Here is a 22,950-nt window from a genome sequence, read left to right on the forward strand (position 1 = left end):
AATGCTCAAATGAGTGATAATCAGATTGTTTTTTTCATATATACACAAAATGTGTTAGGAAGGGGAAGTCAACATGCGTCGCTTTCAACAATATCTCCTTCGAAGCTGGATTGTATTTTTTCTTGTCGTCATCGGAATCGATTTACTGGCGAAATCAAGAGATTACAACCTGAGCATCGACTTTTTTACGTTTACGCTTGTTGTTGCACTCTCCACCATCTTTGTTATTGATCCGGTGCGCAGAAGACATATGAGCTTTACGTTCCATTTCGGATTCGTCCTGTTTACGTTTTTAACGTATGGACTCCTGTCTGCCATCTGTGTTGGACAATTGACGATGTTGATTTACCAATTGCGGACGTTCCATACCGCAATCGGCCGCCGGCGTATGCTACATAATTACCCGTTTAATGTCACGCTCGAGCTGTTATTGATTTTGCCTGCCGGACTGGCTTACAATGCGCTCGGCGGGACGCACGGAAAAGATTTTTTATTGATTGAAAACGTCGGACCGTTGCTCGTCATGGTCTTGATTTTATGGATCGTCTTACTGTTTCAGTATAAATTGTCGAACTTTTTACTTGGTGAAAACATCCCGAACAGTGTCATGCTACCGTTGCTTCGGTTTGAGGCAGTTGTCATTGCCGCCGAATTGCTGTTTGGAATTTTCAGTACGTTGATGGTTCAAAACAACGGCAACAGCGGTCTTGTCATGACAGCTTTTGCGCTGTTCATCATCAAACGGTCGCTTGGCAGTTCCGTCCATGCCAGTGACCGGATCGAGCACTGGGAGCAGATTGAACGATTGAAGGAAGCAGCCTGGAAAGACGGCGATGCCCAGTTCATCATCGAACGGTATTTACGCCAATTGAACCATTTCGTTCGTCCGGATATCGCCTGGATTAAGTTTGATTTCGGTCAAGGGGAGTCGATTTATTATTCGTTAAAGGACGGTCGGAAATTAAAAGCGGATCATGTCCACGGCATCATCATTGAAGATATCATTGACGAAAAAGAAGAAGTGTTGCTGTACGGTATGCAACAGGAATGGGATATCCGCCTGTATGATTGTGTCCCGGAAGAAACGCAATCGATTCTGTTTATTCAGCCGGAAGCGACCGAAAAAATCAATTGCTCTTTATTTTTAGCATCTGAAGCGAGCGGCGAGTTCACAAAAGACTTTGGTTATGAATTGTACCGCGCGTTACGTGTCCTCTCCTGGGCAGTTGAACGGGCACAGGAGCGGGAACGTCTGTTGACGGACAGCCGGACGGACGCGATGACGAAATTACCGAACTACCGGGCGTTGCAGGAGTGGGGCGATCGCCGGATTCGGCAACGTGATCTATATCCATTCTCAGCCTTGATGATCGATTTGGACCATTTTAAACAGATCAACGATACATATGGGCATGAAGTCGGGGATATCGTTCTGTTTGAAGTCGCCAAGCTGTTAATGCAGGCGACACGAATCACGGATCTTGTGGCCCGTTACGGCGGCGAGGAATTTGTTGTCTTGTTACCGAATACGGATCTGGAATCGGCTCAAATCGTTGCCGAACGGATTCGCGAGACGTTACATGCCAATCCGATTCAGGTTGAAGGAGATTCGTTAAGGATTACGGCAAGTATCGGTGTCGATACGTTAAACGAGCTGGGTGATTTAGCGAGTCTGATCCGCAATGCCGACCGGGCAATGTATATCGGTGCGAAGTTCCAAGGACGCGACCGTGTCGCATCATACCAAGAGTGGAAAGAACGTGTCATCTAAGCTTAAGATAAAGGGGCTGACTCAAAAGTCGGATTCTACAAAGAGAAGGGTGGCAGAATTGGAATCTGCCACCCTTTTCGCGTAAAAAAAGAAACACTCTTTTCACGCAACTCCTACAGGGAAAAGCGCGATTTTGCGCTGTCAGAGACAAACAAGACCCGGGTTTCTGCCTGATTCAGGCAGGAAAACTGGCTTGTGTCTCGCCTGAGGAAAGGGCGTGAAAGAATGAGTGTTTCTTTTTTGAGTCAGCCCCTTTTAACGTTCTGATAACGTGTGTAGATCGTGTGGAGAGCTCTTAAGTACCCGTAGTAAGAGGTAAGAACAGGAAGCTCTCTGAGGGCGTTAAATGAGACAAAAAAGCCCCGTTCTGCAAGAGAAGGAGGCTCAGTGATTATGAATGTATTTGAAGGAAAAATAAAAGCAGGATTATTGGGCTTGCTGGTTGCTCGTACGGATTTCGCTTTCAATCGCATGGATGGCCGCAGACCAAGAACCATACCGGTGCAGTAGAGCTTTCGTCGACGGTTTGTTGTTTCGTTTCGCCCATTCACGATAGGCTTCGAATGAGAGCGAGAAACCGACTTCTTCAATCGCTTGGCGCAATGATGCGGCAAGCTCAGCTTTTGAATAGGTGACGCTTGCTTCTAATCCGGCGGCCGTACAGGCATCATGCCAAGATCCGAACATCTTCACGATATGATAATGACTCGGAGCATGATGAACCGATTTACGCCAGATTTGATATTTCTTTAAGGTGATGGTCGATCCGACATCCTGGGCGTACCGGTGAAACGACTTCAGGATTTCATCTTTCGTATATTTCGGAGCCCGTTCGAGTTCTTCCGGCTGTTGATCGATATGCCATTCATAACCGGCTGCAGATAAAGCTTCCGGCCAAGATCCGAACTGACGAATGATGGTTTCCGGTTGCGGCCAACCATGTTCGATGGCATAACGACGATAAATCGTCCGGCGGGGACGATCCTGGATGAGTTCGCCTAAGGCCTGGATGGCTTGAATCATTTCAAGTTGTTCTTCCGTCCATGTCTGCTGACTCGTAAGTACACGTTGTTTCAAGGGTGAGTCCTCCTTCCTAGTAAATCGTAATAGTTGAGGCAAAAGTCCTCTGTATAGAATATATCGGCACTTTTCCATTAATTATGAATAATTACCGTGAAATATTGTAAATAAAGTGAAAATCATTCTTCTGCTAAGTATAAATGGAAGTAATCCAAATGAAAACAGAATGTTACCAATTTTTAATGAACCGTATAAAAACAGTACATTTGTCTCATATGGAAAAAAAGACCAGACCCGCATGGAGCGAGACTGGTCTTAGGTCATACTTATTTTCCTTCGATATACGTCCATTTGAACGAAGTATCCGCACCGACTTTATGGTTGACGATTCCTTTAACGTACGGTTTACGTAAGAGGGAAGCACCGCGTTGGTACATAACTGAGATCGCTTGATCGTCTTCAAGTAAGACTTTCTCCGCATCTTTCAGTGACTGCCAACGTTTTGCTGCATCTGTTTCTTTCATCGCCGACTTGATGAGTGAATCGTACTTGTCGCTTGTGTACTTACCGCGGTTGTACGGTCCATCTGTCATCCACATGTCGAGGAATGTCATTGGATCCTGGTAGTCAGGGCCCCATCCTGCGAATGAAAGTTCGAACTGACCTTTAGACTCGAGGTCCAATTTGTTTTTGAACGGTTGCTGTTTGATTGTAACTTCAAGACCTGGAAGGTTTTTCTCCCACTCGCCTTTGAGGTATTCGGAGATTTTCTTCGAGTTGTCGTCATCGTATGAAAGAAGCTCAAGCTTGACGGATTTCTTACCGATATCCTTCAGACCTTTTTCGAACGAAGCTTTAGCCGATGAAGCATCGAATGATCCGAAACCTTCGTTGCCGTCACGGAAGTCTTTTCCGTCCGGACCTTTAGCGAATTCTTTGGGTACATAGTAGTAAGCAGGGATCGATCCGTTGTTTAAGAGGACTTTCGCCATCTGCTCTTTATCGTAACCAGAGTCGATTGCTTTACGGATGTCTTTGTTTTTGAGCAATTCGTTTTTGAAGTTCATTTGGATGTAGTACATCGACGCGTCAAGACGTGTATCGAAGTCTTCGCTATCTTTGTACTGATCAACGAACTCACTTGTCAGACCAACTGTATCGATATCACCTTTTTCGTACAGGTTGACGGCTGTTGATACTTCTTTAACGACTTTATAGTTGACTTCTTCGAGTTTGACCGTATCTGCATCCCAATACTGATCGTTTTTCTTGTAGCTCCAGCCGACTTCTGTTTTCCAGTCCGTCAGTTGGAACGGTCCGTTGTAAAGGAAGTTCTCCGGGTTCGTCGCGAAGTCTTTGCCTTTTTCTTCAACAAATTCCTGTTTGAGTGGCATGAATGAACCGAAGCCAGTCAATGCTTTGAAGTATTCAGCCGGTTGTGTCAGTTTGACTTCGAGTGTCTTGTCGTCAACCGCTTTAACACCAACGTCAGCCGGTTTTCCTTTTCCTGTGTTGTACGCTTCAGCGCCATCGATGATATACATGATGTACGCATATTGCGATCCGCTTTTCGGATCAAGAACACGTTTCCACGCATATTCGAAGTCTTTTGCCGTGACGTCACTGCCGTCCGACCATTTAGAATCACGTAATTTAAATGTGTATGTAAGACCATCTTCAGAGACGTCTACACTTTCCGCAACACCAGGTGTCGGCTCTTGTTTTTCGTCGAGACGGAAGAGACCTTCCTGGACGTTGTTTAAGACTGTGAATGAAACTGAGTCTGTCGCAACGGTCGGGCTGAGTGCCGGGATGTCTGAACCGCTTGTCAGGTTAAGAACCTGTTTGTCCGACGCCTTTTTCGTATCAGTCGAACCTGAAGTATCTTTTGAATCATCTGTCGATGTACAAGCAGCGAGGCTTGATCCGGCGATGGCTAAAGCACCAACAAGTGCAAGTGTTTTTTTCGTTTTCATAATAATAAGTTCCCTCCCAAGAATGAATATATATGATTGAAAAATGAGTACCGATTAGAATAGCGATCCGGTGTCCTATTAAAAAAACAAGAGGGGTCATCGCCTTTTATTTTGTTGAAGGAAAGCACCGGATCAACTTGTTACCAATAATAAATACAATATTCAGAAAAATCAATAGTTTATTTTCAGATTATTTCAAATTTATTAAAATTTCGTGTAATATCAACGGTTTTTTTGTAAAAATAATTTTTCGGAAGGATAATATTGGGAGGTAAAAATGATTCCAAAATTAAAACACGCACATCAAATGGCGTGTTTTAATCCGGTCAGTTCAGTTGTTCGAGGAAGGAAAGTGCTTCTGTGACGTGATCTTTGACTTTCACGGAACGCCATTCCTGAATCAATTCACCAGATTCATTGATTAAAAAAGTAGAACGAACGATTCCATAATATTCCTTTCCGTAATTCTTTTTCAACTGCCAGACACCGTATTGCTCACAGACGGTATGGTCGACATCAGACAATAATTCGAATGGAAGTTCGTATTTTGAAATAAAATTCTGGTGACGTTTTTGACTGTCTGCCGAAATGCCGAGAATGACCGTGTTCTTTGCGGCAAAGGCTTCCGAAGCATCACGGAAGTCACACGCCTCCGTCGTACACCCAGGTGTCGAATCTTTCGGATAAAAGTAGACGATGACTTTTTTTCCGCGGAAATCACTTAGTGAAATCATCTCTCCCTGCGCATTCGGCAATGTAAAATCGACTGTATTCATGAATGGTCCTCCTCAACCCAGTTCCATATTCAACTGGTCAGCGTATTTTTCGAGTTTCTTTTGCAGACTTTCCTTTAACGGATCGAGCGCAATCAAATACTTTTCAAAGTCGGTGCCGGCTTTTGCCGTCTTCAGTAACAAGGATTGTTCCTCCCGGTACCAGTCGGCGTAATCCTCATAGTAATTGACAAGCGTCTCCGGATTTCCCTTGTTACCGAGAGCCGGACCGTAAATCATCAGGATGTTGCTGTTCATTTCAAGCGCCATGTAGTCCGTCTGGGCATTGACCCGGGTAAAGACTTCATCCTGCTTATCTTCTTTCGTATTCCCGACGGCTTCCGCCGCTTTCGCATTGACGCCGTATTCATCGGCATTAAAGGATTCAAACAGCGAGGCGAGGGTCGTAAAGACTTCGGGATCAAACTTCGTCGGCACGATGACGACTTTCCATTCGCCGTCCTGTTTTAAAAACAGTTTTGAAGCGCGGTTCGGTAAAGGCAATCCGTCTTCATCGTTGAATTCGTGAATGATGTAGGCGACGTTACCTTCCTGAAAACTTTTGACGACTTTACCCGGTTTGATCTTTAAATTCTTGGCGCCGAGTGTCGCGGCCCGCAACAACTTTTGATCCCCCGTATACTCAATCGCGGCAAGTGCTTCAGCATCAGCTGTACCGGACTGACCAACAGTTTGTTGATACGTCTTGTAGACATCAAGAACGTCTTGACTTGCCTGTTTCGTTTGTTTCGTTTGTTTCGTTTCCGTCGACTTCGGGGATTCAGTATCAGTAGACGGAGCGGAATCGTTTCCGCATCCGGCGAGGATGATTCCCGTTGATACGAGTACCGTCAATAATCGTTTCATATTTCAGTTCCTCCTATATGAACAACATCTTTTATGAACAACATCTTTCATTATGTCTTCACCATACAGGAAATTCGCTTTTTTGAGTAGGGAATAGGTACACTAGCATAAAGGAGAGTGGGTTCACCATGAAAATTCACGTAACAGACGAAGCACTACAATATTTCAAAGAAGAGATGGAAGCAAAGGAAGGCGATACGATCCGCTTTTTCGCCAAGTACGGCGGCTCTACCGATTTAACGCAAGGGTTCTCAGTCGGAGTCCACATGGAGACCGTTGACCGGGCAGCGGTTGAAGAAACCGTCGACGGGATTCATTTCGTCGTCTCCGATCAGGATGACTGGCTGTTCCAGGGACAGGATGTCGAAGTATCCGTCCAAAATGAAGAGATTGTCTTTTCACAAGCTAAGCAATGAACAGCGGATGAAGAGGGCCGAAACGGTCTTCTTCATTTTTTTGTCTAGAATAATTGTAAGCGGCGACATGCTTCTGTACAATGGAGAATGTAAGCGATTAAAAGCAAGTATAAAAGGGGGAATAGAGATGATTCCGTACAAACACGAACCATTCACGGACTTCTCACAGGAAGCAAACAAGAAAGCGTTCGAAGAGGCGCTTGAACTTGTATCGAAAGAGCTTGGAAAAGATTATCCGCTCGTCATCGGGGGAGAACGTGTGACGACAGAGGACAAAATCGTTTCTGTCAATCCGGCAAACAAAGAAGAAATCGTCGGACGCGTTTCGAAAGCGACACAAGCACACGCTGAAGATGCCATGCAGGCAGCTGTCAAAGCATTTGAAACGTGGAAATTCGTCAATCCGAGTGTTCGTGCGGACGTCTTATTCAAAGCCGCAAACATCATCCGGAAACGCAAACATGAATTCTCGGCTTACCTCGTCAAAGAAGCAGGTAAACCATGGAACGAAGCAGATGCGGATACAGCGGAAGCGATCGACTTCCTCGAATACTATGCGCGTCAAATGCTTGTCTTAAAAGAAGGCAAAAAAGTCGAGAGCCGTCCGGGCGAATACAACCGGTACGACTACATTCCACTCGGTGTCGGTGTCATCATCTCACCATGGAACTTCCCACTGGCCATCATGGCAGGAACAGCGGTTGCTGCGATCGTGGCAGGTAACCCGATCCTCTTGAAACCAGCATCGACGACACCGGTTGTCGCTGCTAAATTCGTTGAAGTCATGGAACAGGCAGGTCTTCCGGCCGGCGTCTTGAACTTCATTCCGGGACCTGGGGCGGAAGTCGGCGACTATCTCGTCGATCACCCGAAAACACGTTTCATCAGCTTCACAGGTTCGCGTGATGTCGGACTCCGCATCAACGAACGTGCTTCAAAATTGAACGACGGTCAAATCTGGCTTAAACGCGTCATCGCGGAAATGGGCGGAAAAGACACGATGGTCATCGACGAGTCGGCTGATCTCGACTATGCGGCAGATATGATCACAAAAGCGGCATTCGGTTTCTCGGGACAAAAATGTTCAGCTTGTTCACGTGTCGTCGCACTCGATTCGGTTTATGACGAGTTGCTTGCGAAAGTCGTCGAAAACACAAACAAACTCAGTATCGGTAACCCGGTCGACGTGACGAACAACGTCGGACCTGTCATCGATGCAGCAGCGTTCAAGAAAATCACATCGTACTTCGATGTCGCGAAACAAGAAGGCCGGATTGCAGCAGGTGGTACAGCGGATGATTCGACAGGATACTTCGTCGCACCAACAATCGTCGCTGATGTCCAACCGACAGACCGTCTGATGCAGGAAGAAATCTTCGGACCGGTCGTTGCGTTCACAAAAGCAAAAGACTTCAAAGAAGCAATCGACATTGCCAACAACACGGAGTATGGTTTGACAGGTGCCGTCATCACTCAAGATCGTACGAATCAGGAATACGCACGTGCGAACTTCCATGTCGGTAACTTGTACTTCAACCGCGGTTGCACAGGTGCAATCGTTGGGTACCAACCGTTTGGCGGATTCAACATGTCAGGGACGGATTCAAAAGCAGGCGGACCGGATTACTTGACTTTACATCTTCAAGCAAAAACTACTTCTGAAATGTTCTAAAATGATGTTTAATAGATGAAACGGGTATGCAACCTGCATATCCGTTTTTTTTTTTAGAAAAGGGGGAGCACGAGATGAACGGAATGTGGTTCGCGATTTTGTTGTATCTGGGTTTGATGGTCACACTAGGTGTCGTCGCGTATTATCGGACAAAAAACATGAACGATTATATGCTGGGAGGACGAACAATCGGACCTGTCGTCACAGCGCTCTCAGCAGGAGCCAGTGATATGAGTGGGTGGCTGTTGATGGGATTACCGGGTGCCATGTTTGCAACTGGTCTGTCCAGTGGTTGGATCGTCATCGGGTTATTGCTCGGTGCCTATGCCAACTGGCTGCTCGTCGCACCACGTTTACGTGCGTATACAGCGCATGCCGGGGATGCCATCACGATTCCCGACTACTTTGAAAAGCGGTTCCACGATAAAAGTGGTGTCCTGCGTACAGTTTCAGCTGGAGTTATCTTAATATTCTTTATAATGTACGCTTCAAGTGGTTTTGTTGCCGGTGGTCGTCTGTTTGAATCCGTCTTCGGACTCGAATATACAACCGGCTTATGGATTTTGGCGGCTGTCGTCATTGCGTATGTCTTCCTCGGCGGATTCCTTGCCGTCAGTTGGACGGACGTCGTGCAGGGCATGATCATGGTCATCGCCTTGCTGATCGTTCCGGCTGTCACGCTGACGCTCAGCGGCGGAATCAATGAAACGCTTGAGACGATTCGTTCGACGGACGGTTCGAAACTCGAACTCTTTAAAGGGACGACCGTGATCGGGATCGTTTCCCTGCTGGCATGGGGACTTGGTTACTTTGGTCAGCCGCACATCATCGTCCGTTTTATGGCGATTCGAAACCTGCATGAAATGAAAGCGGCGCGCCGGGTCGGGATGATCTGGATGACGTTTTCGATCGTCGGGGCCATGATAACGGGATTATTCGGATATGCCTACTTCACACAACAAGGCGGAACACTCGAGAATCCGGAGAACGTCTTCATTCAATTGTCGCGTGACTTGTTCCCGGGTTTCATCACAGGGCTATTACTCGCAGCCTTGCTCGCGGCCATCATGTCGACGATCTCGACGCAATTGCTCGTCTCGTCGAGTGCTGCAACCAATGATTTTTATCAGCGTTTCCTGAAACGGAATGCATCAGATAAAGAGTTGATGGTTATGGGGCGGATCATGGTTCTCGTCGTTGCACTCCTTGCGATCGCCTTATCATTTGGCGCGCAAAAATCCATTCTGACGTTGGTCGGATATGCGTGGGCCGGATTCGGTGCCGCCTTTGGACCGGTCGTCCTGTTCAGCCTATTATGGCGCCGGATGAACAAACATGGTGCCCTTGCTTCGATGATTACGGGATCGGTCGTCGTCATCGCCTGGATTTTAGTGAAGATGTACGTCAAAGATCTTCCGTTCTACATCTCGGAGATGTATGAAATGATTCCTGCATTCATCGCGTCTACCGTCGCACTTGTTGTCGGCAGTCTCTTGACGAAGGCACCAAGTCAAGCGATGTATGATGAATTCGATGAAGTACAAGCTCAACTTAAAGGAGCGGAGCAACAACGGAAAGTAGTTTGATGTTAGCAGAGAGAATGTCCGGTGCCTTGTGCGCCGGACATTCTTTTCTATAGAAGAAACTAACTTGGTGAACATATCTTTACATAAAGCATATATGTTGCCTATACGCAAAAAAAGCGTATACTAACAACTAAAGAGAGGTGAGGCAAAGTGGTAAGTCAACCGATCGTTCCAGTGGAGCGTTTGAAAAAAAGACACTATATCGGACCGGCTTTTGTCGCCGCCGTCGCTTACCTCGATCCGGGGAATTTTGCGACGAACATGACGGCAGGAGCCCAGTACGGATTTTTACTGTTGTGGGTAATTGTTGCCGCCAACCTGATGGCCGTGATGATTCAGACACTATCGGCCAAACTGGGGCTGGTCAGCAATACGAGCCTTGCGGAAGTCATTCGGGATGAACTGTCGCCGGTCATGCGAATTCTTTATTGGGCGCAGGCCGAACTCGTCGCGATGGCAACGGATTTAGCGGAGTTCGTCGGGGCGGCACTCGGTTTTAACCTGCTGTTCGGCATCGATTTGAAAATCGCCGCCTTGCTGACAGCGGTTGCTTCGTTCGTCATCCTTGGATTTGAACGGAAAGGGTTACGTCATTTTGAAGCTGTCATCGGAGCGTTAGTCCTCGTCATCGCTCTGGCGTTTGCGATTCAGGTCATTGAAGTTAAACCGGTCCTGCGCGATGTCGCCGGCGGATTGATTCCCGGATTTTCCGGAACGTCGAGCATTGTCCTTGCAGCAGGGATGCTCGGGGCAACGGTCATGCCGCATGCGATTTATCTCCATTCCGATTTAACGAAACGCCGGATGGGAACAATCGCGGATAAAAAAGGGTTGTTACGGATTCAAAAGATGGATATTTGGGCTGCGATGCTGATTGCGGGGGCAGTCAACGGCGCAATGCTTGTCATTGCCGCGACGGTCTTCTTCGGAACGAGCCAACAGGCAGAGACACTGGAAAGTATTTTTCACGGACTCGGGACGTCGCTCGGCGGCGCGGCACCTTATCTGTTTGGCGGAGCGTTACTGATTTCCGGACTTGCCTCGTCGAGTGTCGGGACGATGTCCGGGGATTCCATCATGCGCGGATTCCTGAAGATGGAGATTCCGATTTTCCTCCGGCGCAGTGTGACGATGTTACCGGCGATCCTCTTATTGTTATCCGGCTTTGACCCGACCCGGGCGTTGATTTGGAGTCAAGTCGCCTTATCGTTCGGAATTCCGTTTGCGTTAATCCCGTTGATCCGTGCCACATCCAGTGAACGGATCATGGGCAAATATAAAAATCAGCCGTTAACGAAAGGGATTTCCTGGACGATCGTCAGTATCGTCATCGTCTTCAATGTCTATTTGCTGGGTGATCTTTTATTTTGAATAATCAGATTTTTTGTTTTGCTTACCGACAGCACGGGTAATTCATTACTAGAAGCTTTCTGCCCGGAAGCTTTGCTACCCCTATAAGGACGATGGTGCGGACCTCCCCCCGATGCACCATCGTCTTTTTTGTCTGGACAAAAAGTGCTATGATTAAAAATAGTGTAAAATATATTGAAAAAGTTCCGGAGGTGGAATCAGATGGCAAAGATTAATGAAGAACAAGTCCGCCATGTGGCGCATTTAGCACGTCTCGCCGTAACAGATGAAGAAGTCCAACAATTTACCGTTCAACTTGAGAAGATTCTCGGGTTCGCTGAACAATTAAATGAGCTTGATACGACAGGCGTCGAACCGACGACACACGTCCTCGATCTCAAAAACGTCTTGCGTAAAGACGAAGTCCGCCCGTCGCTACCGCGCACGGAAGTAGAACGACTCTCACCTGATTGGGAAGACGGACAAGTCCGTGTCCCGGCAGTATTCGAATAAGGAGGAGACCACCGATATGTCACTTTTTGAACATGGTGTAAAGAACTTACACACACTCGTCAAAGACGGAGAAGTCAAAGTATCCGAACTTGTCCAGGAATCCTTTGACCGCATTGACCGTGTCGACGGAAACATCGGCGCATTTTTATCATTAAACGAAGATGCTTTCGAACAGGCAAAACGGATGGACGAGATTGCGAAACACGAAGCAAACCCGTTATTCGGTTTACCGATTGGTGTGAAAGACAATATCGTCACGAAAGGGATGACGACGACGTGCGGTTCGAAGTTCCTCGAAAACTTCGTCCCGGCACACGATGCGACAGTCGTCGAGCGTCTGCATGAAGCAGGAGCCGTCACAATCGGGAAACTGAACATGGATGAGTTCGCGATGGGTTCATCAAATGAAAACTCGGCCTACAAGCCGGTCCGTAACCCGTGGAACACGAAACACGTCCCGGGTGGCTCGTCAGGCGGCTCAGCAGCTGCTGTCGCGGCTGGAGAAGTCTTGTTCAGCCTCGGTTCGGATACGGGTGGTTCGATCCGTCAACCGGCCGCTTACTGTGGTGTTGTCGGATTGAAACCGACTTACGGTCTCGTCTCGCGTTACGGTCTCGTCGCTTTTGCGTCGTCACTTGACCAAATCGGTCCCTTGACACGGACAGTCGAAGACAATGCGTATTTATTGAGTGCGATTGCCGGACACTGTGAAATGGATTCGACGTCAGCGAACGTCAACCCGACCGATTACACGCAAGCATTGACAGGTGATATCAAAGGTCTCAAGATTGCCGTCCCGAAAGAGTACTTCGGCGAAGGAATCAGTGAAGGCGTTAAGGAAAATATCCGTGCTGCCATCAAGAAACTTGAATCGCTTGGTGCGACGGTCGACGAAGTCTCACTTCCGAACTCGAAATATGCGCTCGCGACGTATTACCTGCTTGCTTCTTCAGAAGCCTCATCGAACTTGGCCCGTTTCGACGGAATCCGTTATGGTGTCCGCGCCGAAGCCGATGCGCTCGAAGATGTCTTCAAGTATTCCCGCGCACAAGGCTTTGGTGACGAAGTTAAACGGCGGATCATGCTCGGCACATATGCCCTCAGCTCAGGTTATTACGATGCCTATTATAAAAAAGCACAACAAGCGCGGACGCTGATCAAACAGGACTTCGACCAGGTCCTTGCCAACTACGACGTCATTATCGGACCAACTGCTCCGACACCTGCGTTCGAACTCGGTGCCCAAAACGACGATCCGGTCACGATGTATGCCAACGATATCTTGACGATTCCAATTAACCTGGCAGGTGTTCCGGCAATTTCGGTTCCAGCCGGTCTTGTCGACGGATTACCGGTCGGTCTGCAAATCATCGGAAAACACTTTGACGAGGCGACGATTTATCGTGCGGCGCATGCATTTGAGCTTGCGACCGGCGGATTCGCGCTTCCGAAGTTATAAAGGAGAATGCCTTATGAACTTTGAAACGGTCATCGGTATTGAGGTCCATGCCGAATTAAATACAAATACGAAGATGTTTTGCGGCTGTGCCCGGGAATACGGCGCAGAAACGAACACGAAGACGTGCCCGATCTGTCTCGGACATCCCGGCGTCCTGCCGAAAATCAACGAAAAAGCGGTTGAACTCGCGGTTCGTGCTGCCATGGCGTTAAACTGTCATGTCGCTGATCAAACGAAATTCGACCGGAAAAACTATTTTTATCCGGATACACCGAAAGCCTATCAAATTTCACAGTTTGATCAGCCGATCGGTTTTGACGGCTACATCGATGCGGAGGTCGACGGCGAAACAAAACGTTTCCGGATTGAACGTGTCCACCTCGAAGAAGATGCCGGGAAGATGAACCACACCGGTGCCAATCATTCGGTCGTCGACTTCAACCGGACCGGTGCCCCGTTGATCGAGATCGTCAGTGAAGCGGACATGCGCTCACCGAAAGAAGCGGTCGCTTACCTCGAACGACTCAAGGAAGTCCTCCAATATGCCGGTGTCTCGGACGTCAAGATGGAAGAAGGTTCGTTACGTTGCGACTGTAACATCTCCGTCCGTCCATACGGTCAAGAGAAGTTCGGAACGAAAACCGAGTTGAAGAACTTGAACTCGTTCGGAAACGTCCTAAAAGGTCTTGAGTTTGAAGAAGACCGTCACCGTAAGTTGTTGTTATCCGGCGGCGTCATGCGCCAGGAGACACTTCGCTTTGACGAAACGAAAAAACAAACGGTCTTGATGCGCGTTAAAGAAGGCGCATCCGATTACCGCTACTTCCCGGAACCGGATCTCGTCAAGCTGGTTCTCGACCACGACTGGAAAGAAGCGATCCGCGCCGGCATTCCGGAATTACCGGATGCCCGTCGTGTCCGCTACCAGGAAGCGCTAGGTCTGTCGGCGTATGACGCGAAACAATTGACGGTCACACGTGAGATGGCCGAGTATTTCGAAGCGACGATTGCAGCCGGTGCGGAACCGAAAGCCGCTGCCAACTGGACGGTTGGGGAAGTCCAAGGTCACTTGAACAAATCGACGGAAACGTTCGACACGATCAAGCTCACACCGGTTCGTCTTGCTGAAATGATCGAACTGATTGCCGGTGGAACGATTTCATCGAAAATCGCGAAACAAGTCTTTACGGCAGTCATCGAACAAGGCGTCGAACCACGCGCTTACGTCGAAGAACAAGGACTCGCGCAAATCTCGGACGAAGGACTGCTTCGCGGACTGGTCGTCGAGATGTTCGAAGCCAACCCGGCAGTCGTTGAAGAACTAGTCAACGGCCGCGATCGGAAAAAAGGGTTTGTCATCGGTCAAATCATGAAAAAAACAAAAGGAATGGCGAATCCGGCACTGCTCGATCAGCTGTTCTACGAAGAACTCGAAAAATTAAAATAAGTCTTGCTGAAGCGCCGCTCTCCTCTCCTAAACCAAGAGAAGGAAGCGGGGCTTCTTTTTTTGCCTTTGTAATGTGCCGGTACTTCATGTAAAATAAAACAGTTATGTATCAAATGGATCGGTTGAGTAAAAAAGGAGAAAATCTTATGAGACCTAGAGCGCGAGTGATTTATAACCCGACTTCCGGGAAAGAGATGGTAAAGCGAAATCTGCCGTATATCTTAGACCGGCTGGAAGCAGCGGGTTATGAGACTTCCGTCTATTCGACGAAAGCGGTCGGTGACGCGACATATGAAGCAGCACGGGCCTGTGAAGCCGAATTTGACCTTGTCGTTGCTGCAGGTGGAGATGGCACGTTAAACGAAGTGATTAGTGGCATGGCATCGTATCCGGTGCGTCCGAAACTCGGTGTCTTACCGGTCGGAACGACGAATGACTTTGGCCGGGCGATGCGGATTCCTTTGACGATTGAAGGGGCGATGGATGTCATCTGTACCGGGTACACGATGCCCGTCGACATCGGAAAGATCGAAGGGACGACAGGCACCCACTACTTCATCAACATCGCAGGTGGTGGCATCATGACGGAACTCTCGTATGAAGTTCCATCAAAACTGAAGACGGCACTCGGACAGTTGGCGTATTACGTCAAAGGGATGGAAAAACTCCCGCAAATCCGTCCGACCTATGTCGAGCTCGAACACGAACGCGGGATTTTTAAAGGCGAAGTCATGTTGTTTTTGACTTCGAACACCAATTCTGTAGGCGGTTTTGAAAAACTTTCACCGAATGCTTCCCTCAATGATGGACGCTTTGATTTATTCATTTTGAAAAAATGTAATCTCGTTGAGTTAATCCGCGTCATGCGGTTGGCGTTAAAGGGAGACCACTTCTCTGATCCATGTATTGAACATGTGACGACGTCATTCGTCCGGATGCGAAATACATCCGAGATGAGCTTGAACATCGATGGCGAGTTTGGCGGAATTTGTGAAGGGGAGATGACGAATCTTCAATCGCATTTCGACGTCATGACGCCGAAGTCCCGGATCGACGAGATGGAAACGATCAATTTACAGCTACAGGCACAAGAACAGGAAACGAATCTCGCGTAAGACGCGGGATTTTCTAGGAGGAAAACAATATGATTCCAGTACAAAAAAACGATGAGCACGTTGTCGATATCGTCGACTTGACGCACGACGGTTCAGGAGTTGCCCGGATTGACGGCTACACGGTCTTCATTCCCGGTGCTTTGCCGACGGAACAAGTCAAAATCAGAATTACAAAAACGACGAAATCATACGGTTTCGGACGGATCATCCGTCAAAAAACGAAGAGTGTCGATCGTGTCGAGCCGCCTTGCCCGGTCTATAACCAGTGCGGCGGTTGCCAGTTGCAGCACCTCTCGTATGAGGCGGAACTGAAATTCAAACACAACCGTGTCCGTGATGCGTTCGCGCGTCTTGCCGGTCTTGAGATTCCGGTCCACGAAACGATGGGCATGGAAGATCCATGGGGTTACCGCAACAAGGCACAAGTCCCGGTCGCGTTCCAATCCAACAAGTTAATGGCTGGTTTTTATCAAAAACGCAGTCACCGGATCATCGATATGGATTACTGTCTGATCCAAAATAAAGAGAACGACGATGCCATCCAAGCTGTCCGCAAAGTACTGGCTGACCTGAAGGTTCCAGCTTACGATGAAAAGAAAAACAGCGGTGTCATCCGTCACATCATGGCACGCCACGGGTACCACACAAACGAATTGATGATCGTCCTCGTGACGAAGGTCAAACAATTGCGCGGTGCTGATAAAATCGTCGAAGGCATCTTAAAAGCTGTCCCGAACGTTACATCGATCCAGCAAAACATCAACCCGGATGAGACGAATGTCATCCTCGGAAAACGGAACATCGTCTTACACGGACCGTCTGTCATCCGCGATCAAATCGCCGGATTGACGTATGAAATTTCACCGCATTCGTTCTTCCAGGTCAATCCGTTGCAAACGGAAAAACTGTACGGAAAAGCGCTGGAATACGCGCAATTAACAGGCGATGAAATCGTCGTTGATGCGTACTGCGGAATCGGTTCGATTTCATTATCGCTCGCCCAAAAGGCAAAACACGTCTACGGCATTGAAATGGTACCGCAAGCGATTGACGACGCACGCCGGAATGCAAAAGCTAACGGCATCGATAACGTCTCGTTCGAATACGGAACGGCAGAAACGGTCATGCCGGCACTCGTTAAAGGCGGCATCAAGCCGGACGTCATCGTCGTTGACCCGCCGCGTAAAGGCTGTGACGAAGAATTCCTCCGTGCTGCTGCTGAAGTCGCGCCAAAGCGGATCGTTTACGTTTCTTGTAACGCTTCAACACAAGCGCGTGACGCGAAGCTTCTCGCTGAACTCGGCTACAAGCTGATGGAAGTCACACCGGTCGATATGTTCCCGCATACGACACACGTCGAGAGCGTTGCCTTGTTCGTGCGTGAAGAAAACTAAGTTCTCTTAAATTAACAAAAAGCGAGAATCCCTTTACCGATCTTTCGGTAAGAGATTCTCGCTTTTTTATATGTGATTTTTTATTTGATTTCAGCGCGAAACAATCCATCAACAACCCGTTGACTGGCTTTCCCGTCATCGAGGCTGCAAAAGCGTTCCTGGAACGCGGTGTATTTCTCTTCGTACTGTTTGGACTGTGTTGCAATGTCTTCGATATAATCGATGACCTGATCACTTTCTTTTAACAGTGGACCGGGAACGACCGCTTCAAAATCAAAATAGAATCCTCGGAGGACGGAAGCGTATTTCTCTAAATCATACGTAAAGAATAACATCGGACGGTTCAAGTGAGCATAATCGAAGAAGACGGACGAGTAATCTGTAATCAACAGATCACTGATCAGATACAGCTCCGCGATATCGCCGTAAGCGGACACGTCGTATGCAAAGCCGTCAAACGCCGTCAAGTCGAGGTGTTCCGCAATCAAGTAGTGCATCCGTAACAGAACGATGTAATCGTCACCTAAACGGGATTGCATCTGTTCCAAATCCAGTTTGAGATTAAACCGGTACTGGCCTTTCTTTACGAACTCGTCGTCCCGCCAGGTCGGTGCATATAAGATGACTTTTTTACCGGGAGGCAATCGCAGTGACTGTTTGATTTGCTCGGCTTGTTGCTGACGGTCCGGTGCATACAACAGGTCATTTCGCGGATAACCGGTTTCAAGAAGCAGTCCCCGGAAATCAAAGGCCCGTTTGAAAATGGCGCTGGAATAGAGATTGGGTGAAAGCAGATAGTTCCATTCCTTGGCCTGGGCAGAAAAGTTCTTTTTGTACTGTTCGGTATTCGTACCCGGCATATGGACCTCATCCATGTCGAGTCCGAGCCGTTTTAAAGGAGTCCCGTGCCAGGTCTGTAAATACATCGTTTCCCGTCGTTTTTTTAAGCTGAGCGGCTGACGCGTATTGAAAATCCAGTACTGCGCCCGGGCCATCAGGTAATAGTATTTCGGGCTGTTCCGCAATACCCAGTTCGGACAAGCTGCCTTGACTGCGGCGTTCGGTTCTTTGGCAAAAATCCAGACGAGCTGAAGTTCCGGACGCTGTTTTTGAAGTGTCAGGTAGAGCGCTTTCGGATTATCCGAATACCCGCGACCTAAAAAGCTTTCAAACAGGACAAGATTTTTTTGAACCGGAAGCTGTTGAAACAGCCGATAGAGAAGCAATCCTTTATGGATTTTCTTGCGGCGGATTTTCGTAAGTAGCTGTGTCATGTCATACTCCTTTAAAAAAGATTAAAAATGATGTTGTCTGTAATGAGTCGGTGTCTCGCCGGTCGTCTGTTTGAACGCCTGACTAAAATGACTTTGACTCGAGAAATGTAACTTGTTCGAGATCGTCAGCAGGGAATCATCCGTCGAACGCAACAGCCGTTTCGCTTCACGAATCCGTTCACGAATGACGTAACGTGCGAGCGGAAGTCCCGTCTCTTCCTTGAACAGGACGGATAAATAATTTGATGAAACGTGAATCGCCTGGCTGATCGACGAGACCGATAACGGATCATACAAGTGCTGCTGGATATAACGGATCGCGGCGAGTACGTGCGGCGAATGGCGCAACTCCTGAATCTGTTTGACGGCCTCTGCAAAGCTGACCGTGATCCGGACGTGGCGGTTACGAAGCTCGGAAATACTGGTTGCCGCTTCAATCGATTCAATCATCCGGTCGCTGAGCATAAAGGCTTCATCCGGTTCCAGCCCGCCGTTAATCGCAGCCCGGGCGCTCAACAACACTGTGCCGAGCAACAGATTTTTTTCAGCCCGTAACGGCTGGTGACGCGCAAGTGATCCGAATTCACCGTAAGCGGGTAGAGAGTAGGTCGTCGCCAAGCGTTCGCTTTGTCCGGAGGAAATCCACTCGATGATCTGCTGTTCCCGCTCCCAGGCCTTGATGTAGGCAGTCGTTGCAGTATGAGGGGAAACATCGGCAATCAGCGGAATTTCCTGCTCTTCGCTTTCCGATTCGGTTCGGATGTCCCGTTTAGCGAGTTGCTGGCCGGTCAGTAAACGGTGGACCAGATGAGCGCAGTCGATCAACCGGTTTTCCGTCGTCCGGGTCAAGGCTTTATAAAATTGATGGAACGCTTCATCCTGAATGTGCGCACGGAACAGAGCCGATTGCAGTAAGACCGGACCGATCCGGTACTGTCCTTGTTCCTGGACGGGAATAAACAGGTAAGCCGTTCCATCTTTTAAGGTATACAGGAGCGGTGTCTGATCCGGTGCCGGCCATTCCTGTTCGATCGATAACAGGCTCGGATGCGAAGGCGCGGCCGGACTGATATCCATTTTCTCACCGGTCAGGGACTGGTACGAAACAAAAAAGCCCGTCGTCCCGTAAAGACTTTCCGCGATTTGAATCAAATCTTCTGTTGATAAGGGCGACACTGGAGTTCCTCCGTTCTTTAAAAACGTGTTGTTTTCAGTTTACGTCGTGTCCCGATGATTGTATAGCAAGAATCATTTGAAGCCGAGAAGACATTTAAAAAAACAAAAGACATCAACGGCCCGTTTGTTCAGGCGGTTGATGTCTTTTTGAGTTGGAAGGAAAATCGTTTACCGGGGAGCATCGTCAGAAGAGTCTGAGTCAGCCGAATCAGCCGATTCATCGTCCTTTGACGTTTGCTCGGGTTCAGCATGTTCCTCGAGTGAAGCCGCTACTTCGTCGTAAGACAGGTCGTGTACGAGTGGTTCAGATGTTTCAGCCGGAGGGAGAAGTTCGTCCCCGTCGATCGGTTCATCGACTTGGAAGTCGACGGTCAAGGCATGGAGTTCCGTTGCGATTTGCGCGAGATGAGCCGCTGCTGTCGTGACGGCTTCGATCGTCGCATTTGTTTCCTGGATGCTTGCGGCACTCGTCTCGATGCCGGCAGCATTTTCTTCCGTCAAGGCAAGAATCGTTCCCATCGCGTCAGAAACTTCTTCGGTCGCATGAGTCAGGGCACTGATATCTCCCGTCAAAGATTCTGTCCGGTTCGAGACATGCTGGACGGACCCGGCAATCTGTTCGAAATCGACTCCGGTCGTCTTGACCGATTCTAGCGAGTGTTTTAAGTCATCCATGACGCCGTTCATCGCACCCATCGCCGTCTGCGTTTCATGTTGGATGTTATCGAGTAACTGTTTGATTTGTTTCGCGGACTGATCACTTTCTTCGGCCAGTTTCCGCACTTCACTCGCGACGACGGCAAACCCGCGTCCCTGTTCCCCGACACGTGCCGCCTCGATGGCCGCGTTTAAAGCCAAGAGATTGGTTTGACTAGAGATGGCCTGTAACGTTCCGAGAATCTTGCCGATTTCTTCAGAGCGTTTGCCGAGGAAGTCGGATGTATTTTGAATCTCCTGTTCCAATGAATCAGAATGCTGTAACAGATCCGTGATAGTCTGTTTCGTCAGGCGACTGCCACGTGTCGCGGCAGAGGCGACAGATGCGACTTCGGTCAGCGTTTCGGTAGCAGCGGTCTGCATTGCGATCGATCGTTCCTTGACACCGTAAACCGCATGGGAAGAACGTTCCGCTTGTTTCGTCTGCGTTTCACCGGCAGCAGCAATTTCTTCCATTGTCTGTCCGATTTGAACCGATGCATTTTGAACATGAACGGCATTTGACGATAAATCGTGCGAAGCATCCCGGACGGTGCCGGCGGACTCGGTCATCGCTGTAATTGTTTGCCGGAGCTTTTGGCGCATGGCGTCAAAGTTTTCGCCGAGATCCGACAGTTCATCGCGGATCCAGCGTTTCGGGCGGTTCGTTGTGCGTAAATCACCGCTTGCGATGGCTAACGCCTCACGGCGAAGACCGGCTAACGGCCGATTGATGGAACGGCCGATGAGCCAGGCGATTAAAGTCGCCAAGGCGATTGCAATGACGAAGTTGATCAACGATTGTGTCAGCATTGCGTCCTTAGGAGCATACAACGAGGCATAATCGAGAACGACCGCCAGTTTAAAGCCCGTCTTCGAGGACAGTTGCCAGATGACGACGGATTTTTTTCCGCCGACCTCCATGATCGTCGAACCGGATTCCTGACTGATCATTTGTTTAGGGGCTTCGAAATACGCTTTTCCATCTTCGCGTAACTGGTCGACTTTCTTAAAGAAATAGTTTTTATTCGGATGCGTGACGATCTGACCGTCTTTTGTATAACTGAAGACAAATCCTTTTTGACCGATTTCAATCCGTTTCATGTCTTCCGATAACCGGTCGACACTTTTATAGACGGATAAGACACCTTTGATATTCGCCTGATCATCGAGCGCTGCTTTTGAAAAACCGATGACCGAAAGCTTGGTAGCTTGATCATAGTACGGTTCGCTCATCGCGACCGTACTCGAATTTTCCAACGCCTGTTTGTACCAGACGTCCTGGCGTGGATCGTATCCCGACGCGGCTTCCTGTTTCGGCCAATTTAAATAACCGCCCTTGGTATCCGCATATTGGACAAAGGAATTTTCGATTTTGGATGAACCGTATTTTTCGAGGACGCTGTAGATGTCTTTCGCTTTTTGGGACGGGAGTTCCGCTCCCGGTTCCGGTGTATTGCTTATGTAACTCGGCAGTTGTCCGTTCGTCCGGTTAAACGGGAGACCGGCCAACAGGGTCGTATCTTTTTTTGTGTCATCGATGATACGGGAGAAGGATTGCTCAAGCTGTTTTAAGGCCGTTTGGGAGGTCGAATCGACCAACCGTTCGACAGTCTGACTCGTCTGATTATATGAAAACCAGGTCGAGACTCCTAACGTGAGAGCGGGCAGTAAAATCAACCCGATGAAAAGCCGGCGTGTAATCGGAAGACGCATATGTAATTCTCCTATCTTTTTAAATAGTCTTTAAAATCTGTCTATTCTGATTATCGGAAGGGTAGTACTAAATATGAAGGAATTGTGGGGAGATTTTCATGATTTGGGAACTGAACGAAACCTGAGTTCATGATAAAATAGAAGCGGTGTCACAGAGTGGCTAGGGAGGAACGAACATGAATATTGCTTTTTTCTTATTACCAAAAGACGAAGTGAAATACTTAGATCCTGAATCAACGGTCAGACAAGCACTTGAAAAGATGAAACATCATCGATTCACATCGGTCCCACTCGTTGATGACAAAGGAAAATATGCAGGAACCCTGACGGAAGGGGATGTCCTGTGGGCACTTGAAAAAAATCTTGAACATGCGGATTACGATCATGTTCTACAAACCCGTTTAACGGATATCAAACAGCGTGTCCGGTACAAACCGGTCTCGATCACAGCACAGATGGAAGAGATGATTGAAGTCATCACCGATCAAAATTTCGTACCGGTCATCGATGACGGGAAACACTTTATCGGCATCATTCGTCGCCGTGACATCATTGACTATTTTGCTAAAAAAGTGGCACGCGAGAACGTTCAATACTAAAATCTAGTATAAAAAGCACTGATTTTCACGAAAAGTGGGAATGGGCTAACCTAAAATTTTGAGACAATATAAAACACCTTCGGAGTGGTACACTTTTAAAAAGTACTAATATCGGAGGTGTTTTTGCATG

General features: G+C 48.3%; 18 protein-coding genes. 11 read left to right on the forward strand and 7 right to left on the reverse strand.

Annotated features, from left to right (window positions below; genetic code table 11):
* Nucleotides 1-73 precede the first annotated feature (73 nt).
* Nucleotides 74-1,771, forward strand: coding sequence for a GGDEF domain-containing protein (locus KNQ07_RS14445; RefSeq protein ID WP_214767497.1), 1,698 nt, complete (start codon nt 74-76; stop codon nt 1,769-1,771).
* A 426-nt stretch (nt 1,772-2,197) separates the two neighbouring features.
* Here KNQ07_RS14445 and KNQ07_RS14450 read toward each other — a convergent pair whose 3' ends face one another.
* The 4 genes from KNQ07_RS14450 to KNQ07_RS14465 all read right to left on the reverse strand — a co-directional run bounded on the left by KNQ07_RS14450 (nt 2,198) and on the right by KNQ07_RS14465 (nt 6,407).
* Nucleotides 2,198-2,848, reverse strand: a complete 651-nt coding sequence (locus KNQ07_RS14450; protein WP_012371384.1) for a homing endonuclease associated repeat-containing protein — start codon at nt 2,846-2,848, stop codon at nt 2,198-2,200.
* A gap of 269 nt (nt 2,849-3,117) precedes the next feature.
* Nucleotides 3,118-4,767: a peptide ABC transporter substrate-binding protein gene (locus KNQ07_RS14455; RefSeq protein WP_214767499.1), complete on the reverse strand. Its 1,650-nt coding sequence runs from the start codon at nt 4,765-4,767 to the stop codon at nt 3,118-3,120.
* Between the two features lie 326 nt (nt 4,768-5,093).
* Complete coding sequence (gene bcp, locus KNQ07_RS14460; protein ID WP_012371382.1) at nt 5,094-5,543, reverse strand: thioredoxin-dependent thiol peroxidase; 450 nt, start codon at nt 5,541-5,543, stop codon at nt 5,094-5,096.
* A gap of 12 nt (nt 5,544-5,555) precedes the next feature.
* Nucleotides 5,556-6,407: a hypothetical protein gene (locus tag KNQ07_RS14465; protein ID WP_214767502.1), complete on the reverse strand. Its 852-nt coding sequence runs from the start codon at nt 6,405-6,407 to the stop codon at nt 5,556-5,558.
* A 128-nt stretch (nt 6,408-6,535) separates the two neighbouring features.
* Here KNQ07_RS14465 and KNQ07_RS14470 point away from each other — a divergent pair, with 128 nt between their 5' ends.
* The 9 genes from KNQ07_RS14470 to rlmD all read left to right on the forward strand — a co-directional run bounded on the left by KNQ07_RS14470 (nt 6,536) and on the right by rlmD (nt 17,359).
* On the forward strand, nt 6,536-6,823 hold the full coding sequence (locus KNQ07_RS14470; protein WP_012371380.1) for a HesB/YadR/YfhF family protein: 288 nt from the start codon (nt 6,536-6,538) through the stop codon (nt 6,821-6,823).
* A gap of 127 nt (nt 6,824-6,950) precedes the next feature.
* Nucleotides 6,951-8,495 (forward strand): L-glutamate gamma-semialdehyde dehydrogenase, encoded by a 1,545-nt coding sequence (pruA, locus tag KNQ07_RS14475; protein WP_012371379.1) that lies wholly within the window; start codon nt 6,951-6,953, stop codon nt 8,493-8,495.
* Between the two features lie 74 nt (nt 8,496-8,569).
* Nucleotides 8,570-10,081, forward strand: a complete 1,512-nt coding sequence (putP, locus tag KNQ07_RS14480; RefSeq protein ID WP_285801096.1) for a sodium/proline symporter PutP — start codon at nt 8,570-8,572, stop codon at nt 10,079-10,081.
* A 150-nt stretch (nt 10,082-10,231) separates the two neighbouring features.
* Entirely contained in the window at nt 10,232-11,452 is a 1,221-nt protein-coding gene (locus tag KNQ07_RS14485) for an Nramp family divalent metal transporter (protein ID WP_214767505.1), read from the forward strand.
* Between the two features lie 201 nt (nt 11,453-11,653).
* Nucleotides 11,654-11,944 (forward strand): Asp-tRNA(Asn)/Glu-tRNA(Gln) amidotransferase subunit GatC, encoded by a 291-nt coding sequence (gene gatC / locus KNQ07_RS14490; RefSeq protein WP_026827487.1) that lies wholly within the window; start codon nt 11,654-11,656, stop codon nt 11,942-11,944.
* A 16-nt stretch (nt 11,945-11,960) separates the two neighbouring features.
* The gene (gatA, locus tag KNQ07_RS14495; protein ID WP_214767508.1) at nt 11,961-13,403 is read left to right on the forward strand and encodes an Asp-tRNA(Asn)/Glu-tRNA(Gln) amidotransferase subunit GatA; all 1,443 of its coding nucleotides are present in this window, start codon (nt 11,961-11,963) and stop codon (nt 13,401-13,403) included.
* 13 nt (nt 13,404-13,416) lie between these two features.
* Nucleotides 13,417-14,850: an Asp-tRNA(Asn)/Glu-tRNA(Gln) amidotransferase subunit GatB gene (gene gatB, locus KNQ07_RS14500; protein ID WP_214767511.1), complete on the forward strand. Its 1,434-nt coding sequence runs from the start codon at nt 13,417-13,419 to the stop codon at nt 14,848-14,850.
* 146 nt (nt 14,851-14,996) lie between these two features.
* The gene (locus KNQ07_RS14505) at nt 14,997-15,965 is read left to right on the forward strand and encodes a diacylglycerol kinase (RefSeq protein WP_214767513.1); all 969 of its coding nucleotides are present in this window, start codon (nt 14,997-14,999) and stop codon (nt 15,963-15,965) included.
* Between the two features lie 29 nt (nt 15,966-15,994).
* Nucleotides 15,995-17,359, forward strand: coding sequence for a 23S rRNA (uracil(1939)-C(5))-methyltransferase RlmD (gene rlmD / locus KNQ07_RS14510; protein ID WP_214767515.1), 1,365 nt, complete (start codon nt 15,995-15,997; stop codon nt 17,357-17,359).
* A gap of 80 nt (nt 17,360-17,439) precedes the next feature.
* Here the strand turns inward: rlmD and KNQ07_RS14515 are convergent, their stop codons facing one another.
* From KNQ07_RS14515 to KNQ07_RS14525, 3 genes are all read right to left on the reverse strand, one after another.
* On the reverse strand, nt 17,440-18,633 hold the full coding sequence (locus KNQ07_RS14515) for a CDP-glycerol glycerophosphotransferase family protein (RefSeq protein ID WP_214767517.1): 1,194 nt from the start codon (nt 18,631-18,633) through the stop codon (nt 17,440-17,442).
* Nucleotides 18,634-18,654: 21 nt separating this feature from the next.
* A complete protein-coding gene (locus KNQ07_RS14520; protein ID WP_214767519.1) occupies nt 18,655-19,809 on the reverse strand; it encodes a helix-turn-helix domain-containing protein in 1,155 nt (384 codons plus the stop codon).
* A gap of 168 nt (nt 19,810-19,977) precedes the next feature.
* On the reverse strand, nt 19,978-22,221 hold the full coding sequence (locus KNQ07_RS14525; RefSeq protein WP_214767521.1) for a methyl-accepting chemotaxis protein: 2,244 nt from the start codon (nt 22,219-22,221) through the stop codon (nt 19,978-19,980).
* Between the two features lie 176 nt (nt 22,222-22,397).
* Between KNQ07_RS14525 and KNQ07_RS14530 the strand changes: the two genes are divergently transcribed.
* Nucleotides 22,398-22,820: a CBS domain-containing protein gene (locus KNQ07_RS14530; protein WP_012371366.1), complete on the forward strand. Its 423-nt coding sequence runs from the start codon at nt 22,398-22,400 to the stop codon at nt 22,818-22,820.
* The last annotated feature ends 130 nt before the right edge of the window (nt 22,821-22,950 follow it).

This window comes from Exiguobacterium sp. s145 (genome assembly GCF_018618835.1).
Lineage (GTDB): Bacteria > Bacillota > Bacilli > Exiguobacteriales > Exiguobacteriaceae > Exiguobacterium_A > Exiguobacterium_A artemiae.